Origin of the sequence: Methylocaldum sp. GT1TLB, from assembly GCF_051027445.1 — a bacterium.
Classification (GTDB): Bacteria; Pseudomonadota; Gammaproteobacteria; order Methylococcales; family Methylococcaceae; genus Methylocaldum.
Genome location: NZ_CP194898.1, coordinates 2333211 through 2350000 on the forward strand (window position 1 = coordinate 2333211; position 16790 = coordinate 2350000).

Sequence of the window (16790 nt, forward strand, 5' to 3'; positions counted from 1 at the left end):
ACTCTAAGCCTTTATTGACGAAGAGTTGGAGCTATCAAACGGAAATTAGTTGTACTTCTTGAAAATCAAAGTGCCGTTCGTTCCACCGAAGCCGAAAGAGTTGGACATGACGATGTCCAACCTTGCCTCACGCGCGGTGTGGGGAACATAATCGAGATCGCATTCCGGGTCCGGATTGTCTAGATTGATGGTTGGAGGAATGACTTGATCTCTGAGCGCCAGTACCGAGAATATCGCCTCGATGCCACCGGCAGCACCCAGCATATGGCCGGTCATGGATTTCGTCGAGCTGATCGGAGTACTGTAGGCATGATTTCCAAGCACGGTCTTGATCGCCCTGGTTTCCGCGATATCCCCGGCTGGAGTCGATGTTCCATGAGCATTGATGTAATCGACTTGATCGGCGTTGATGCCTGCGTCCCTCAGCGCGTTTCGCATGCAACGTGCCGCCCCCTCGCCACCTTCCGGCGGCTGAGTCATGTGATAGGCATCGGCGCTCATGCCGTAACCGATCAGTTCGGCATAAATCCTGGCACCACGCCGCTTGGCGTGTTCCAATTCCTCCAACACCAAGATCCCCGCACCGTCGCTCAATACGAAGCCATCCCGGTCTTTGTCCCAAGGACGACTGGCGTGCACCGGATCGTCATTGCGGCGGGACAAGGCCCGTGCTGACGCAAATCCTCCCAAGGAAGTCGGCGAAGTCGCCATTTCGGCACCGCCGGCAATCATGACATCAGCATCGCCGTATTGAATCACGCGGGCGGCCTCACCGATATTATGAGTGCCTGTCGTACATGCGGTAACGATAGCGAAGTTGGGGCCTTTCAATCCGTACTTGATGGATACATTGCCCGATATCATGTTGATGATGTTGCTGGGCACGAAGAACGGTGAAATTTTCCGCGGTCCGCCTCTCAAAAAGGCGCTATGTCCGCTCTCGATTCCCGTGATACCGCCGATGCCGGAACCGATGGCCACGCCGATCCGTTCGGAATTTTCTTCGGTTACGTCCAGCCCAGAGTCTTCGAACGCATCGCAGCCTGCCGCAAGCCCGTAATGGATGAAAACATCCATTTTTTTGGCTTCTTTTTCGGGAATATATCGGGCGATATCGAATCCCCTGATACTCCCGCCAAAACGGGTCGAGAAATCGGAAACGTCGAAATGCTCGATGGGCGCGATGCCGCTTTTGCCGTCAAGCACGTTTCCCCAGGAATCAGTCACCGTTAACCCGACCGGCGATACTGCGCCCAATCCGGTAACGACCACGCGCCTTCTACTCAATCTTTATTCCTTAGCGGGGTGTAAATTGACAAAGACAATCCTGCCCCGCCAAGCCGAAAACCTTGCGGGGCGGCAGGATCAAATCAGATGTGGCTTTCGATGTAGTCTATCGCTTGCTGGACAGTGGTGATCTTCTCCGCGTCTTCGTCGGGAATCTCACACTCAAATTCTTCTTCCAGGGCCATCACCAGTTCGACCGTGTCCAAGGAATCGGCGCCGAGGTCGTCGACGAAAGAAGCTTCATTGGAGACTTCTTCTTTCACGCCCAATTGCTCAGCCACGATCTTCTTAACACGCTCTGCTACATCACTCATCGTTTTATATCCTCAGCTGTTTTCTCTGGTTTTAGTGAGTCGGGAAATTTTAATTTGAAACCGGGTGAATACAAGACTTTTCTCTAAAAAGAAAACGTCGGTCGCTCAATTCATTAGCGAAAGCACGCGTCCCGGAAATGCATGAGATCATGCCATGTGCATGCCGCCGTTGACATGTATGGTTTCGCCGGTGATGTAAGCAGCGTCATCCGAACATAGAAAGGCCACCACGCCTGCCACCTCATCCGCAGATCCTAATCGCGCCAAGGGGATGTTATCCAGCAACGCTTTACGGCTTTCCTCAGGCAGCGCGCGCGTCATGTCGGTATCGATGAATCCCGGCGCCACGGCGTTGACGGTGATATTCCGTGACCCAACTTCTCTCGCGAGCGATTTGGTAAAACCGATGATACCGGCCTTGGCGGCCGCATAATTGGTTTGTCCTGCATTTCCCATCGCTCCGACGACGGAGGTAATGTTGATCATGCGTCCCTCTCGGGCTTTCATCATTCCACGCAAACCGGCTTTACACATACAGTAAACGGATGACAGATTGGTCCGGATGATGTCATCCCATTCCTCGTCTTTCATCCGCATCAGCAGGTTGTCTCGCGTTATTCCGGCGTTATTGACCAAAATGAGCGGGGCGCCGAACTCTTCGTTCACAGATTTGAAGAATCGCTCAACCGAATCGGCCTCGGCCACGTCCAGTACCATGCCCTTGCCGCGAAATCCGCCTTCGGCCAAAGCCGCCGAGATGGCGTTGGCCCCCGACTCGGTGGTCGCCGTACCTATGACGGTATGATCATCCTTCGCCAGACGCAGAGCTATAGCACGCCCGATCCCGCGACTGGCCCCGGTTACAACAGCGACTTTAGACATCATTGAACAAGCTCCAACGCTCTAATTAAGGAATCCGGATCAAAAACCGCTTCGGTTCTGCACGCCGGGACGATTCGCTTGTTCAAACCGGTCAGAACTCGACCGGGACCACATTCGACAAACCGGCTGACGCCCTGCTGAGACATGAACAGAATGGAATCGGTCCAACGAACCGGGCTGTACAGTTGCTTTTCCAAGACGGCCCGAATCACATCGGGAGCCGAATGGGAGGCAACATCGACGTTATGCAGCACTCCAATCGGAGGGATTTTTACCGCTATGTCGGACAGCATTTCCCGAAATTTCTCAGCGGCGCTTCTCATTAACGGACAATGGGACGGCACGCTGACCGGCAACAGAACGGCCCGCTTGGCGCCCTCCGCTTTGCCTAGTTCAACTGCCCGCTCCACGGCAACCCTGTGACCGGCAATCACGATTTGCCCAGGAGCGTTGAAATTGGCCGGTTTGACAATCTCAGTTTCGGTCGATGCTCTGCTGCAAACCTCAACGACCTGGGTGTCGTTCAATCCCAAAATAGCTGCCATCGCCCCGGTTTCGGGAGGCACCGCTTCCTGCATCAATCGTCCGCGCTCGGCCACAAGCCGAACTGCATCCTCGAAAACCAAAGCGCCGGAACACACCAATGCCGCATATTCGCCCAAGCTATGGCCGGCCATCCAGCCCGGTCTTACCGAAGTCCGTTTGGACCAAACTCGCCAGGCAGCAACGTCAGCAGCCAGCATAGCCGGCTGGGTACACTGCGTCAGATTAAGTCTTTCTTCGGGACCGTTCCGCACTAAATCCCAGAGATCGTAGCCAAGCACTTCTGAAGCGGCCTGAAAGGTCGACGCAACTTCGGTATGGACCTCGGCTAGCTTCGACAACATCCCAACGGACTGGGAGCCTTGCCCCGGGAAAAGAAACGCCAAACCTTCGTCGACGAGATTCGTAGACATAAACTCCCCTAGTACCGGATTAGGGCCGAGCCCCAAGCGAAACCACCACCGAAAGCTTCCATCAAAACCATATGGCCTCGCTGAATTCGACCGTCGCGAATTGCTTCGTTCAAAGCGAGCGGCACGGAAGCTGCGGATGTATTTCCTTGTTTTTCGATGGTCATCACCACGCGGTCCATGGGCATATGCAGTTTTTTTGCCGTAGCGGCGATGATGCGTATATTGGCTTGATGGGGGACTAACCAGTGGATATCCGATTTCTGCAGATTGTTAGCGGCCAAGGTCTCGTCCACGATGCGTCCCAGAGTATTGACGGCAATCTTGAATACCTCGTTACCCTGCATCTTCAAGAATCGCTCGTCGCCTTCACCGCTCCCCGCACCGTTAGGGTTGGGGACGTACAGCAAATCCTGATATTGCCCATCGGAATGAATATGTGTGCTCAGGATTCCAGGCTCATCCGCCACTTCCAGCACGACAGCCCCGGCACCGTCGCCGAAAAGAATGCAGGTTGCACGATCCGACCAGTCGACGATCCGCGAGGTTACCTCGCTGCCTACGACGAGAACCCGACGGGCGGCGCCTGCCCTGACATACTGGTCAGCGATACTGAGCGCGTAGATAAAGCCGGAGCATGCTGCCTGAACGTCGAATGCAGCGCAATCCCGGATATTTAACCTCTGTTGCAACAGGCAAGCGGTACTGGGAAAAACTCGATCTGGCGTACAAGTTGCGACGATGATGAGATCGATCGTTCCCGGTTCGATTTCTGCCGATTCCAAAGCCTGAAGAGCAGCGCGCTCCGCCATGCTGGAGGCTGTTTCATGTTTTCCTGCGATGCGGCGCTCGCGAATACCGGTCCGTTCGATGATCCATGCATCCGATGTATCGACGGTTTGAGCGATCTGTTCGTTGGTGAGAATGGTTTCGGGGAGATAGCCACCGGTTCCGAGAATCCGAGCGTACCGTCTCACGCGGTCTTCCTCTCGGCGAAAATCTCCGCTATGCGCTCGCCGATGCGAGTCGGAACAGCCTTTTCAATCTCCTTCACCGCAATGCCGATGGCATTCGCGAAAGCCAAACGGTCGGCATTACCATGACTCTTGATTACGATGCCGCGCAACCCCAAGAGGGAGGCTCCATTGTAGCGCCGATGATCGAATTGCTTCTTAAAGGAATGGAGTACCGGCATAGCCGCTAATCCGGCCAATTTGGTAAAAAAATTCCTGCCGAATGCCTGTTTGATTGAATGATTGATCATTTTGGCGAGACCCTCGCTGGTTTTGAGCGCCACGTTGCCGACAAAGCCGTCGGTGACGACGATATCCACGTTACCCGAGTAGAGATCGTTCCCTTCGACGTAGCCGATAAAATTGATGTGGGCACCAGCCAATAGTTTTGCGGCCTCCTTAACCTGCTCGTTGCCCTTGATTTCTTCTTCGCCGATATTCAGCAATCCCACCCGCGGATGATCTTTATCCTCGACCGCGCGCACGAGCTCGTAGCCCATTACGGCGAATTGATAGAGGTGCTCGGCCGAACAATCCACATTTGCCCCGAGATCCAGCACATGGGTATGTCCTCCCATGGAGGGAACAGCAGAGATGATGGCCGGACGATCGATCCCAGGTATCGTCTTGAGAACGAATTTCGCGATCGCCATCAACGCACCGGTATTTCCGGCACTGACACAGGCATCGGCAACGCCTTCCTTGACCAAGTCAACGGCAACTCGCATGGATGAATCCTTCTTGCCGCGGAGAGCCTTCGCCGGGGACTCATGCATTTCCACCGTTTCAGACGCGTGATGAATGCGAATTCGGTCACCGAGGCGTGCTAACGCTGATCCCAGATGATGGCGCAATACGGCTTCATCACCTACAAGAATCAAATTTAAGTGAGGATTGCTTTCGGCACTGTCCAGAGCCGCCGGAACGATCACGGCGGGACCGTGATCGCCGCCCATGGCATCCAAAGCGATGGTCGGCTTCTTAATCATAGTTCTTGTTTAGTCAATCGAGCGGCAAACTCAGCAGAAACAACGATAAGGAGCCGCATCGATTTCGGCTCCCGAAGTCAATCCAAATATCAAAGCTACTCTTCGCTAGATTCTTCTTTGCTCGCAATCACCTTACGCCCGCGATAATACCCGTCCGGGCTGACGTGATGCCGAAGATGGGTTTCACCCGTGGTAGGCTCAATGGAAAGCGCATTTGCTGTCAAAGCATCGTGCGAACGACGCATACCCCGCTTGGAACGTGTCTTACGATTTTGCTGTACGGCCATTTAAAAGCTCCTATTATCGAATAGTTTTCAGTTGCGCCAAAACGGCGAAAGGATTCTCGCGGGAATCCACATTAGTAGTTTCTGTCTTAGGCGAAGCACAATGGGAATGCTGGGGAATTGACGGAATTGCCAGCAGCAATTCATCCGCCACTATATCCGCCAGATCAATCACACCCGTTTCGTCAAGAAGCAAAGGCTCAAGCGTTTCGGGCAGTAGATTTCCCTCATCAATGGAGCTGACGACGCCGAGGTGTACTTCGCTGTGCACCGGCCAGTCCAGAGGCCCCAAGCAACATTGGCACTCCAGCTTAAGATCGGCCTCCACCCAACCAGAAACGATTACACGCCGGCCTTCTTTCTTAAATTCAAGATCGACTTTCGCCTCAGCTTCACCATTCAGCACCATATCCTGTATACGAGAAATGGTGTTCAAAGGCATCGATCCGACGATCCGTCGCTTCTTTTCCGCGAACTCTAATGGATCTATCAAATCCGGCAAACGGTCAAGCATAATCGTGCAATGATATCGAGAAATGTCAAAAGCTGTCAAAATCGCTTCTTTAACTCTTTTTGACCCATCAAATCTTCACTCAAATCCAACCGCATGACAAAAATTGTTCTGGCATCCAGCTCGACCTATCGCCAAGAGCTATTGAAAAAGCTGGGACTTGAGTTTGATTCGATCTCTCCTGGGATTAGCGAAACGCCCAAAGTCGACGAAAAGCCGGATTGCCAAGCACTGCGGCTAGCGCAGGAAAAAGCCGCTGCCGCGGCGCCTAGTTTTCCCAACGCCCTGATAATCGGCTCCGATCAAGTAGCCGTTCTATGCGGAAAACAGTTGGTCAAACCGATGACCCGCGATAACGCTATCCGGCAACTTCGTGCGGCTTCCGGCCGATGCGTTGTGTTTTACACCGCTGTATGCGTCCTAAACACCGCCACGGGAGATATGAAAGCCGAAATCGACCGCTGCTTGGTTCACTTTCGAGAACTGAGTGACAAGGAAATCGAACGTTATGTAGATCGAGAACAGCCTTTCGATTGTGCTGGAGGATTCAAGTCCGAAGGCTTGGGCATCGTGCTGTTTGAAAGGTTCGAAGGCGAAGACCCCAACGCACTGGTTGGGCTTCCACTGATCAGGCTAGCCCGCCTACTGGAAAGCTTCGGGGTTCAGGTAATCTGAATCAATGGCGCACGTAAACATCAGGCATGAACACGGCAGCGGTATCGCTGAGTTTCTCGGTTGCCTTGGACATCACATTTATTATTTGGGTCTCGTCCAAACGTATAGCAGAGGCGACTTCATCGGGAATCGCTCTAAGCACATCTTGGATCGGAAAGCCGAGTAATGACACAGTTTTCAGTTGATTGGCGAGGTATAACAGGCTGGCCTCCAAACGATAGTCCTCGGCCCGTTCGGGCTCCAAATGCCAACGAATCCCTTCCCGCAAGGCCGATGGCATTTTCCACGCCTTGGCTAATGCCGCACCGATCTCGGCGTAGGTAAACCCGAGCAGCTCCTTTTCCAACCCCGGAATCAACCGATCGTCACCTGCCGCAACCAAAAGAATTTCCCTCGCCTTATCCGGCAAGCGCATGTAGATAATCAGCGCACCGATACGATGCAACAGCCCGGCAACAAACAAGCGTTCGCTGTGCAAAACGGAAGCTTCCTTGGCCAACAGACGCGCAATCACGCCACAATAGAGGCTGTTCAACCAAAAATCGTTCATGTTGACCAGACAAGCGGGGATGTTGCGAAATCCATGAATGACAGAGGTTGTCAGCGCCAAACCATACAGTGCGTCGGCACCGACCATTCCAACCGCACGAGTAATGGTCTCGATACGCCCCGACAATCCGTAGTAAGAGCTATTGACGATTTTCAGCAACCGCGCCGCAAGTGCGGGATCCTGACCAATCGCTTCGGCGACCTCTCCGATCGTGAAGTCTTCACGTTCGAGAACGGTCGAAATCCGCGCCACCGCGACTGGCGGGGATACCAATTGAGGTGCCCCCATGACGAGGGCTTCCGGCGTTTCGGCTGCAAACATCAATTCAATCGGTTGTAATAATTGAGGACTCGGGTCACATACGCCTGAGTTTCTTGAAAGGGAGGCACCTTATTTCCATATTTGATGACGTTGTTTTCCCCGGCATTGTAAGCCGCAACGGCGAGTCTAACGTCGGATTGAAACATGTCGATCAGCTCGCTTAGGTACCTTGCACCTCCTTCTATGTTTTCGCTCGGATCATAGCGATCACGAACACCGTAGCGAGCGGCCGTTTCGGGCATGAGCTGCATCAGACCGACAGCGCCTTTGCTGGATATTGCTCCAGGGTTATAGGAAGACTCGGCACGGATAACGGCATGCAGCAATGCCGGATCAAGGCTGTACTTGCTGGCTGCCGCATCGATCAATGACGCAAATTGTCTACGATTTTTATCGGAGAATCTGGAGCTGGTCGGCCATTTTTTCGAGGTCCGAGAGAGCGAAAATGCGGCAGGCGACTTGATGATCAACTGATAGCCCGAGTGTTTCGGATTGTCCGTATAAAAAACATGTCCGGCGCTATCCACATATTTGTAAACATCCGCAGCGGCCGAACCCGAACAAAGAAAGAAAAAAAGTGCCAACGAGCGTCTTATTTTTGATGGTCTAATCATCGTTCTTCCGCCTGTTGATCGTCACCCTATCGACAGACGAAAGTTTTGCACGAATCTGTTTTTTTGCAACTCGGCAAGGCCATTGCCCCTACCGCGTCAAAACGTCAGGGCGGTAAACCTGCGAGCCGCTTCGCTCCGCAAGACATCAACCCGGCAAGGGCTTGATCAATCCTGCCGCTTTTTTTGCTCGTTCTCGGGCTTCTTCGATGGAGTTACCTGCGGCTAAAGCCACGCCGACTCGGCGGCGCGGATATGAAATCGGCTTGCCGAACAGCCGGATTTCGGTTTCGGGAACGGAAAGCGCATCGCCGACTCCCTCGAATGCGATGCCCTCGCCTTCGATCTGGCCGTAAATCACAGCGCTGGCCCCCGGATTGCGGAGACCGGTCGAAACGGGAAATCCCAGTATGGCTCGGGCATGCAGCTCGAATTCGCTCTGCGCCTGGGTGATCATGGTAACCATGCCCGTGTCATGAGGCCTCGGACTGACTTCGCTGAACCAAACCCGATCGCCTTTGACGAACAATTCCACACCGAAAAGACCACGCCCACCGAGACGCCCCGTCACCGCCGTGGCGATGCGTTTAGCCTCCGTCAAAGCGACTGCGCTCATGGGCTGTGGCTGCCAACTCTCTACGTAGTCGCCAAGTTCCTGCCGGTGACCGATAGGCTCGCAGAAATAAGTCTCCTCTCCACCGTGGCCATCGCTGGCTCGCACCGTAAGCAAGGTAATTTCGTAATCGAATTCAATTTTGCCTTCTACGATGACTCTGGCATCCTTGACTCGCCCTCCTGATTGCGCGTATTCCCAAGCCTTTTCCACATCGACCTCGCTGCGCAGCAGCGATTGCCCTTTACCCGAAGAAGACATCACGGGCTTGACAAAGCAGGGATAGCCGATCGTTTGAACGGCTGTCCTCAGCGAATCTAAAGAATCGGCAAAAGCATAGGGCGAGGTGGGCAAACCGAGCTCTTCCGCAGCAAGGCGGCGAATTCCCTCACGATTCATAGTCAAGCAGACCGCGCGTGCCGTAGGAATCACGACCGCCGCACCGGCCTGCTCAATCTCGGCCAAGGCGTCCGTGGCGATCGCCTCGATTTCCGGCACGATGATGTCCGGTCTTTCCATTTCCACTAGTCGCTTTATAGCTTCTCCATCAGTCATGTCTATCATGTGGGCACAATGCGCCACGTGCTGGGCGGGCGCATTGGGATAACGATCCACGGCCACGACTTCGACGCCGTAGCGTTGCAGAGCGATCGCGACTTCCTTGCCGAGTTCGCCGCTACCCAGAAGCATGACGCGCGTGGCGCTACGTGTCAGTGCGGTACCTATTTTCATGATTGGCTCCTTTCGATGGAAAGGCTGCATATGCGTTTACTCATTAAGACCATTCTCCGGCATTCAGATCACAGCCTCTTACCTGCACCGTATCCACCTTGCCTGATATGCAGCATGTCCCGCGAAGAGACTGATATTCCAGTCCAACGCGAACGACTTCGGGTCTAAGGTCTCACGTCCGAGGCCCGAGCTGTTTCCATGCCTCGTCCAATCGCTTCGCGGACACGGGATACGGCGTCTTTAACATCTGAGCGAAGAGCGAAACGCGGAACTCTTCCAAGCTCCAGCGATAGGCGTCGCGCTCAGGAAGCAAACGCCCTTTGGCTGCCTTGATGACGTTCCAATAGCGCGCCCAAAGGGGCGCAAGCTCATTGTACTGCTTCTGGTCGCGAACGGAGTCTTGCGCGGATTTCTCCAGACGATGCAATATCGCCTTGAGGTAACGAGGCATTTCCTTGATCTGCGCATATGGAGTCGTAACCCAGAATCCCGCGTAAACAAGCAATCCCACTTGTTCCTGCATATCCTGCGTGGCTGCACTGGCCGGCCTAGTCTTCAGTTTGGCCTGCACCTCGCCATATAGTTGAAGCACGGTCTGAGCTATGCGCGCCATTTCGTCCGCCTTTAGGACCAGCTCAGTTTTCTGACCTCTAAGCCGCTTCTCGAATTGATCGGCGCTACGGATATCTGGCTGCCCTTCCAAGAACAACGCCCCCATAAGCCGGTCCAAAAGATCCTCGCGCAGCTCGCGCCCGGTTTTCAATTCGGAATAGAGGAACGGATGGACGGGCAGCTGCCGGTATAAAAACTCCGCCTGGGCATTGACTGCAAGATTCTTTTTTAAATATTTGAGCTCCTTGGCCAAAGCGAAGCGGAATAGGCGCGCGAGTCCCAATTCCTGCTGTCGGGCCGCTTCTTCCGGAGTGTCAAATACCCACACACCTACTACTTCCCCTTCGTCGACCACCGCTGGAAAGCCATAGATCGTTTGGCCGTCGTGCCGTCCGGCGAAACATTGAGGCAGCTCGCCGAAACTCCAACTTTTGCAGCCGGTATGTAGGTAGGCCTGCCGAGCCAGTTGCTGAAAGTTCTTGCCGGCGTCGGCGGAATGGCGGATCTTGAGTTCCTTGAGGTCGCGGGAACGATCGACGACGGCATTGAATTCATCCACCACGGCGAAATTCATGCGAAGGTGCGCCGGCAGCACGTCTTCTCGGAAAGAATCGGGCGATACGGCGATACCGCCGGTCTTTTTCAATGCCGACGAAAGCTGGGCGTAGAACGAACCATGACCGTAGTCCAGCATCGGCAAAACCCAGTCGGCGTGGTCCGGCGCGGGCACGAAATGGATACGCAAAGTCTTGGGCAGGGACTTGATGAGAGCAATGGTCTTCTTCCGGAGAAGCCCCGGTACCAGCCAGCGGAACGCCTCGGGATCGAGTTGGTTGAGAAGATGCAGCGGCACGATTGCAGTGACACCGTCATCCTCGTGTCCCGGCTCGAATCGGTACTGCAACTGAAACCGCAACGAGCCGACCTGGAAGTGATCGGGGAAATTCCGGGCATCCAGCGAAGTGTCTTCCTTGGCTGTGATGTCGGCCCGGCTGAGTTTGAGAATGTCGGAATTGCGAGCTTCCGCCGCTTTGCGCCAGCTCTCGAAGGTGACGCCGTTAACCACGCCCTGCGGAATCCGCTCGTCAAACCAGCGGAACAGCCAATCCTCGTCCACCAGCAAATCCGCTCGCCGGCCTTTGTGCTGGAGATAATCAGCCTCTTCCAAAAGCTTCAGATTGTGCAGGAAAAACGGGGCCTTGCTGTCGTAATCCATATGCACCAGGGCGTGGCGGATGAACATCTCACGGGCCGCCTGTGGATTGATCCTCTCGTACGGAATCTTGCGTCCTGCCTGAATGACGAGTCCGAACAGCGTGGTACGCTCATGCACCGCCGCGCGTGCCGCCTTGCGTTCCCAGTGCGGATCGTAGTGTTGTTGCTTGACGAGATGGGCGCCGACCTTCTCGATCCACTCCGGCTCGATCTTGGCCACGGTGCGGGCGTACACTTTGGTGGTCTCCACCTGCTCGGCCGATATGATCCATTTGGGTTTGGCCTTGAACAGAAAAGAGCCGGGGTGGATGAACAGCTTGGTACCCCTCGTCGCGACATATTCGTTCTGCTCCTGCTTGAGACAGACGTTGGACAGCAGGCCCGAAAGCAGCGCCCTATGAATTTCGCCGTATTCACCCGGCGCCTGGTTCAATTTCAAGTCCAGCTCGCCCTTCACCACCTCCATGATTTGCGCGTGGATATCGTGCCATTCTGTCATTCGCACGTAGGACAGAAAGTTGTCCCGACACCATTGGCGTAGCTTGGATTTCGACAAATGCTTTTTCTGTTCCTCGAACTCGTTCCATAACTTCAGGAAGGACAGGAAATCCGACGCATCATCCCGGAACTTGGCGTGCTTCTGATCGGCATTCGAAGCCTGGTCGGCGGGGCGCTCGCGGGGATCCGGCACGCTCAGGGCAGCGACGATGATTGCGATCTCGCTCAGGCAATGCTCGTCCGCCCCGGCCAACAGCATCCGCCCAAGTTTGGGATCCACGGGCAGCTTCGCGAGCTTGCGGCCGATATCCGTGATCTGCCCGCGCTCGTCCAGCGCGTTGACCTCTTGCAAAGTTCGAAGGCCGTCGCGGATCAACCGCGAATCGGGCGGTTCTACAAACGGGAACTTGGATATATCTCCCAGCTTGAGGGCATGCATTTGCAGAATGACCGCCGCCAAGTTGGTACGGAGGATTTCCGGATCGGTGTATTCGGGCCGGTTGAGAAAATCCTGTTCGGAATACAACCGAATCGCTATCCCCGGACCGACCCGTCCGCAACGGCCGGATCGCTGGTTGGCCGAAGCACGAGAGACTTTCTCGATCGGCAGTCGCTGCAGCTTGCTGCGGTGACTGTACCGACTAATGCGCGCGTAGCCCGTATCGATAACCGAGCGGATGCCGGGCACGGTGAGCGAAGTTTCCGCCACATTCGTCGCCAGCACGATGCGACGCGTACCCGAAGGCTTGAACACCCGTTCCTGCTCGGACTGGGACAGACGCGAGTACAGCGGCAGGATTTCACATTTTGACGGGTGATGTTTGCGCAGCGACTCGGCGGTTTCGCGAATTTCGCGCTCGCCGCTCAGGAAGATGAGAATATCCCCGGGCTGCTCCCGCCACAGCTCGTCCACGGCGTTGAGTATAGCCGTCTGCTCGGCTCGGTCGGTCTCGTCGCCCTCCTCGACTTCTACCGGCCGATAACGGATGTCTACCGGATAAGTTCGACCAGAGACGTTGATGATGGGCGCATGACCAAAATGCTGTGAGAAGCGTTCTGGATCGATGGTGGCGGAAGTGATGATGAGCTTCAGGTCCGGACGTTTGGGCAGCAGCCACTTGAGATAGCCCAGCAGAAAATCGATATTGAGGCTCCGCTCGTGAGCCTCGTCGACGATCAAGGTGTCGTACTGGTCGAGAAAGCGATCGTGCTGAGTCTCGGCCAGCAGGATGCCGTCGGTCATCAGCTTGATCAAGCTTTCCGGCCGGGTGTGATCTTGGAATCGAACCTTATAGCCGACTGCCTGCCCCAAGGGCTGTTTGAGCTCCTCGGCAATCCGAGCGGCAACGGTACGGGCCGCGATGCGGCGAGGCTGGGTGTGACCGATGTAACCGGAGACGCCTCGGCCGGCCTCAAGACAGATTTTCGGCAATTGGGTCGTTTTGCCCGACCCCGTTTCTCCGCAAACGACGACGACCTGATGATTACGAACGCTTTCGAGAATTTCGGCTTTTCGTTCGACAACCGGAAGTTCGTGCGGATAATCAAGTACCGGAATGGCGTCTGCTCGAAGCCGCCTTTGTGCTACGGACTGGTTAATCGAGTCCTGAAGTGCCTGTAACTGATCCGTAGCGGCTTGGTCTTGGCGTATATCAGCCTGCAAACGTGAAAGCCTCTTTCCGAGGCGGTAGCGATCCTTGCGAAGGCAAAGTTCGAGGTTCCGTTCGAGTTGTTTGAAGATTTCCTGCATCGAGAGATTGATGAATACGCTTGATTCCACGGTGGTTAAGAGGCGACTGTTTTAATCAAAGCGGCAAGCGCCGCCGCAATCACCAAATCGCATAGTTTATTGCCAGCCCGGCATAAGCAGCCAGAATAAGCAAGTGTTTCAAAATGTCTGGAGAAATTCGCCCGGATAGCAGTGTTCGTATAATCTCAACAACGTGTTGAAGGGGACGCCAGGCACGATAATCCTTCAATTTCCCCGATAAAGGCCCCGAGACCATATCCCAGCGCAAATAGATAAAATATTGGTTCGGCGAATCATCCCAAGAGGTACGTATCGGCTTGCGCCATACCAGAGCGTTGCGCCGCCATACTGCAACCCAGAGGCATAACGCATCAATCATCTCGTAACTCCCCCCTGTCAGCTTCAGAAACACATCTTCCAAATTTGATAGGCGATAGGAATAGCGTATGCCTACTCTTTCGTCCAAAGAGCGAACCAAACGCTCCAGATTTTCGCCGTAGCAGAAAAAAGTCTCCCCGACTTGCTCGAAACGGATGCCCTCCTGCAACGGCTGGCTGCGATGCCACGAGAAAACATCGTCTCCATAAACTTCCAACATCCTTGGTTCGATGCATTCCTGAATGAGGCGATCCGGCGTTTGGTCGGTCAGAATCCGACCGTGATCCATCAAGATAATGCGGCTACAGAGACGCTCCGCCTCGTCCATATAATGTGTCGTGAGTACGTCGTCAGCCCGTCTTTCTGAAGCCGTCTCAACATTTGCCAGATATTCTGGCGGATCTGAGGATCAAGTCCGGTGGTGGGCTCATCAAGAATTAGAAGTTCCGGCCGGTTGATCAGTACCCGAGCAATGGATAGGCGCCGCCTTATCCCGCCCGAAAGTTGGTTGATTCGGTAATGTGTCTTGTCTTCAAGTGCAGCCAAGGACAGGAGAAACGGTATCCGCGCATTAATTTCGGCACGCTTCAGACCGAAATGTTGACCGTACACCTTCAAGTTCTCGATCACTGTAAAATCCGGATCGAGGTTATCCTCTTGCGGCACAACACCAATCCTGAGCCGCATTTGCCGGGCACGAGCTGGAATTGAAAACCCCAAGACCCGCAGCCGTCCGGCGGTCGGAGGAACATTACCCACTAGCATATTGGGAGTCGTCGTTTTTCCGGCGCCGTTAGGCCCTAGAATTCCACAGAGCTCTCCGCGAGGGATCAAAAAGGAAACATAGTCGACTACACTCATCCCTCCATAGGACTTTGTCAGCTGACTGGCGAAAATAACGGCATCGGACATATGCATCACGGTCATGCAGCCAATTATCCGGAAAGTATTTCTGAGCTGGACAAGACCGGGAGGCAGTAATTGCCGAATTATACCGGACTAAACACTTGGATCGCGCTCGAGGTTGCTATTGGCAGGTCGGGACAAAATAAAGCCCCGTTGCCATTTAGGCGACGGGGCTTTGGGTAGGAGGTGCCTGGCGGTGACCTACTTTCGCACAGGGATCTGCACTATCATCGGCGCTGAGCGGTTTCACTTCCGAGGTCGGGATGGGGTCGGGTGGTTCCCGCTCGCTCTGGCCACCAGGCAAAACTGGTTTGAGTCGAGCTTTTATTTTTTAGCTCTTCACTCGGACAACGTACACGGCGTTTGTGTCATCACCCAAACGGTTTGGGTGTTATATGGTCAAGCCTCACGGGCCATTAGTATGGGTTAGCTTCAGCCATTACTGACCGTCCACACCCCACCTATCAACCTGGTGGTCTTCCAGGGCCCTTCAGGGGACTCGCAGTCCCAGGGAGATCTCATCTTGGGAGGGGCTTCCCGCTTAGATGCTTTCAGCGGTTATCCTGTCCGAACATAGCTACCCGGCTGTGCCACTGGCGTGACAACCGGAACACCAGAGGTTCGTTCACTCCGGTCCTCTCGTACTAGGAGCAACTTCCCTCAAATCTCCAACGCCCACGGCAGATAGGGACCGAACTGTCTCACGACGTTCTAAACCCAGCTCGCGTACCACTTTAAATGGCGAACAGCCATACCCTTGGGACCGGCTACAGCCCCAGGATGTGATGAGCCGACATCGAGGTGCCAAACACCGCCGTCGATATGAACTCTTGGGCGGTATCAGCCTGTTATCCCCGGAGTACCTTTTATCCGTTGAGCGATGGCCCTTCCATACAGAACCACCGGATCACTAGGACCTACTTTCGTACCTGCTCGACGTGTTTGTCTCGCAGTCAAGCGCGCTTTTGCCCTTACACTCTGTGCACGATTTCCGACCGTGCTGAGCGCACCTTCGTGCTCCTCCGTTACGCTTTGGGAGGAGACCGCCCCAGTCAAACTACCCACCATACACGGTCCCCGATCCGGATCACGGACCTGGGTTAGAACTCCAAATTCACCAGGGTGGTATTTCAAGGTTGGCTCCACCGGAACTGGCGTCCCGGCTTCATAGCCTCCCACCTATCCTACACAAGCGAATTCAAAGTCCAGTGTAAAGCTGTAGTAAAGGTTCACGGGGTCTTTCCGTCTAGCCGCGGGTACACTGCATCTTCACAGCAAGTTCAATTTCACTGAGTCTCGGGTGGAGACAGTGTGGCCATCGTTACGCCATTCGTGCAGGTCGGAACTTACCCGACAAGGAATTTCGCTACCTTAGGACCGTTATAGTTACGGCCGCCGTTTACCGGGGCTTCGATCAAGAGCTTCGCTTGCGCTGACCCCATCAATTAACCTTCCGGCACCGGGCAGGCGTCACACCCTATACGTCCTCTTTCGAGTTTGCAGAGTGCTGTGTTTTTATTAAACAGTCGCAGCCACCGTTTCACTGCAACCCCCTTCCGCTCCATGAGCAAGTCACTTCACGTACCAGGGGCGTACCTTCTCCCGAAGTTACGGTACCATTTTGCCTAGTTCCTTCACCCGAGTTCTCTCAAGCGCCTTAGAATTTTCATCCTGCCCACCTGTGTCGGTTTTGGTA

Annotated in this window: 15 protein-coding genes and 2 rRNA genes (1 of these 17 only partly in view); 1 reads left to right on the forward strand and 16 read right to left on the reverse strand. The window is 54.6% G+C overall.

Going from position 1 to position 16790, the window contains the following annotated elements:
* Window positions 1-45: 45 nt before the first annotated feature.
* From fabF to ACR2R1_RS10045, 8 genes are all read right to left on the reverse strand, one after another.
* Entirely contained in the window at window positions 46-1287 is a 1242-nt protein-coding gene (gene fabF / locus ACR2R1_RS10010) for a beta-ketoacyl-ACP synthase II (RefSeq protein WP_434113944.1), read from the reverse strand.
* Between the two features lie 83 nt (window positions 1288-1370).
* Window positions 1371-1601, reverse strand: coding sequence for an acyl carrier protein (gene acpP / locus ACR2R1_RS10015; protein WP_026609307.1), 231 nt, complete (start codon window positions 1599-1601; stop codon window positions 1371-1373).
* Window positions 1602-1748: 147 nt separating this feature from the next.
* A complete protein-coding gene (gene fabG, locus ACR2R1_RS10020; RefSeq protein ID WP_434113947.1) occupies window positions 1749-2486 on the reverse strand; it encodes a 3-oxoacyl-ACP reductase FabG in 738 nt (245 codons plus the stop codon).
* Window positions 2483-3439, reverse strand: coding sequence for an ACP S-malonyltransferase (gene fabD / locus ACR2R1_RS10025; protein WP_434113950.1), 957 nt, complete (start codon window positions 3437-3439; stop codon window positions 2483-2485). The genes fabG and fabD overlap by 4 nt, the downstream gene beginning before the upstream one ends.
* An 8-nt stretch (window positions 3440-3447) precedes the next feature.
* Window positions 3448-4413, reverse strand: coding sequence for a beta-ketoacyl-ACP synthase III (locus ACR2R1_RS10030; RefSeq protein ID WP_434113953.1), 966 nt, complete (start codon window positions 4411-4413; stop codon window positions 3448-3450).
* On the reverse strand, window positions 4410-5438 hold the full coding sequence (gene plsX, locus ACR2R1_RS10035) for a phosphate acyltransferase PlsX (RefSeq protein WP_077729279.1): 1029 nt from the start codon (window positions 5436-5438) through the stop codon (window positions 4410-4412). The genes ACR2R1_RS10030 and plsX overlap by 4 nt, the downstream gene beginning before the upstream one ends.
* 95 nt (window positions 5439-5533) lie before the next feature.
* On the reverse strand, window positions 5534-5725 hold the full coding sequence (gene rpmF, locus ACR2R1_RS10040) for a 50S ribosomal protein L32 (protein ID WP_434113956.1): 192 nt from the start codon (window positions 5723-5725) through the stop codon (window positions 5534-5536).
* Window positions 5726-5738: 13 nt separating this feature from the next.
* Entirely contained in the window at window positions 5739-6275 is a 537-nt protein-coding gene (locus ACR2R1_RS10045) for a YceD family protein (RefSeq protein WP_434113959.1), read from the reverse strand.
* 54 nt (window positions 6276-6329) lie between these two features.
* Between ACR2R1_RS10045 and ACR2R1_RS10050 the strand changes: the two genes are divergently transcribed.
* Window positions 6330-6908, forward strand: coding sequence for a Maf family protein (locus tag ACR2R1_RS10050; RefSeq protein ID WP_434113961.1), 579 nt, complete (start codon window positions 6330-6332; stop codon window positions 6906-6908).
* A gap of 1 nt (window position 6909) precedes the next feature.
* Here ACR2R1_RS10050 and ACR2R1_RS10055 read toward each other — a convergent pair whose 3' ends face one another.
* The 8 genes from ACR2R1_RS10055 to ACR2R1_RS10090 form a co-directional block, all read right to left on the reverse strand.
* A complete protein-coding gene (locus ACR2R1_RS10055; protein ID WP_434113964.1) occupies window positions 6910-7779 on the reverse strand; it encodes an HDOD domain-containing protein in 870 nt (289 codons plus the stop codon).
* Window positions 7779-8393: a transglycosylase SLT domain-containing protein gene (locus tag ACR2R1_RS10060; protein WP_434113966.1), complete on the reverse strand. Its 615-nt coding sequence runs from the start codon at window positions 8391-8393 to the stop codon at window positions 7779-7781. The genes ACR2R1_RS10055 and ACR2R1_RS10060 overlap by 1 nt, the downstream gene beginning before the upstream one ends.
* 145 nt (window positions 8394-8538) lie before the next feature.
* Window positions 8539-9735 (reverse strand): formate-dependent phosphoribosylglycinamide formyltransferase, encoded by a 1197-nt coding sequence (gene purT / locus ACR2R1_RS10065; protein WP_434113969.1) that lies wholly within the window; start codon window positions 9733-9735, stop codon window positions 8539-8541.
* A gap of 172 nt (window positions 9736-9907) precedes the next feature.
* Window positions 9908-13810 (reverse strand): ATP-dependent RNA helicase HrpA, encoded by a 3903-nt coding sequence (gene hrpA, locus ACR2R1_RS10070; RefSeq protein WP_434113971.1) that lies wholly within the window; start codon window positions 13808-13810, stop codon window positions 9908-9910.
* A gap of 79 nt (window positions 13811-13889) precedes the next feature.
* Window positions 13890-14516, reverse strand: a complete 627-nt coding sequence (locus ACR2R1_RS10075) for a hypothetical protein (protein WP_434113974.1) — start codon at window positions 14514-14516, stop codon at window positions 13890-13892.
* Window positions 14477-15115 (reverse strand): ABC transporter ATP-binding protein, encoded by a 639-nt coding sequence (locus ACR2R1_RS10080; RefSeq protein ID WP_434113977.1) that lies wholly within the window; start codon window positions 15113-15115, stop codon window positions 14477-14479. Before ACR2R1_RS10080 ends, ACR2R1_RS10075 begins: the two co-directional genes overlap by 40 nt.
* Window positions 15116-15282: 167 nt before the next feature.
* A 5S ribosomal RNA gene (gene rrf / locus ACR2R1_RS10085) occupies window positions 15283-15395 on the reverse strand.
* A gap of 94 nt (window positions 15396-15489) precedes the next feature.
* Window positions 15490-16790 (reverse strand): 23S ribosomal RNA (locus ACR2R1_RS10090) (it continues 1590 nt past the right edge of the window).

Excerpts from the sequence above, each read along its gene's own strand:
- ACR2R1_RS10050 (WP_434113961.1), top strand. The coding sequence starts at position 6,330 with ATGACAAAAATTGTTCTGGCATCCAGCTCGACCTATCGCCAAGAGCTA.
- ACR2R1_RS10060 (WP_434113966.1), bottom strand. The coding sequence starts at position 8,393 with ATGATTAGACCATCAAAAATAAGACGCTCGTTGGCACTTTTTTTCTTT.
- fabD (WP_434113950.1), bottom strand. The coding sequence starts at position 3,439 with ATGTCTACGAATCTCGTCGACGAAGGTTTGGCGTTTCTTTTCCCGGGG.
- fabG (WP_434113947.1), bottom strand. The coding sequence starts at position 2,486 with ATGATGTCTAAAGTCGCTGTTGTAACCGGGGCCAGTCGCGGGATCGGG.
- hrpA (WP_434113971.1), bottom strand. The coding sequence starts at position 13,810 with ATGCAGGAAATCTTCAAACAACTCGAACGGAACCTCGAACTTTGCCTT.
- purT (WP_434113969.1), bottom strand. The coding sequence starts at position 9,735 with ATGAAAATAGGTACCGCACTGACACGTAGCGCCACGCGCGTCATGCTT.
- ACR2R1_RS10075 (WP_434113974.1), bottom strand. The coding sequence starts at position 14,516 with ATGGACGAGGCGGAGCGTCTCTGTAGCCGCATTATCTTGATGGATCAC.
- acpP (WP_026609307.1), bottom strand. The coding sequence starts at position 1,601 with ATGAGTGATGTAGCAGAGCGTGTTAAGAAGATCGTGGCTGAGCAATTG.
- plsX (WP_077729279.1), bottom strand. The coding sequence starts at position 5,438 with ATGATTAAGAAGCCGACCATCGCTTTGGATGCCATGGGCGGCGATCAC.
- ACR2R1_RS10055 (WP_434113964.1), bottom strand. The coding sequence starts at position 7,779 with ATGTTTGCAGCCGAAACGCCGGAAGCCCTCGTCATGGGGGCACCTCAA.
- ACR2R1_RS10080 (WP_434113977.1), bottom strand. The coding sequence starts at position 15,115 with ATGACCGTGATGCATATGTCCGATGCCGTTATTTTCGCCAGTCAGCTG.
- rpmF (WP_434113956.1), bottom strand. The coding sequence starts at position 5,725 with ATGGCCGTACAGCAAAATCGTAAGACACGTTCCAAGCGGGGTATGCGT.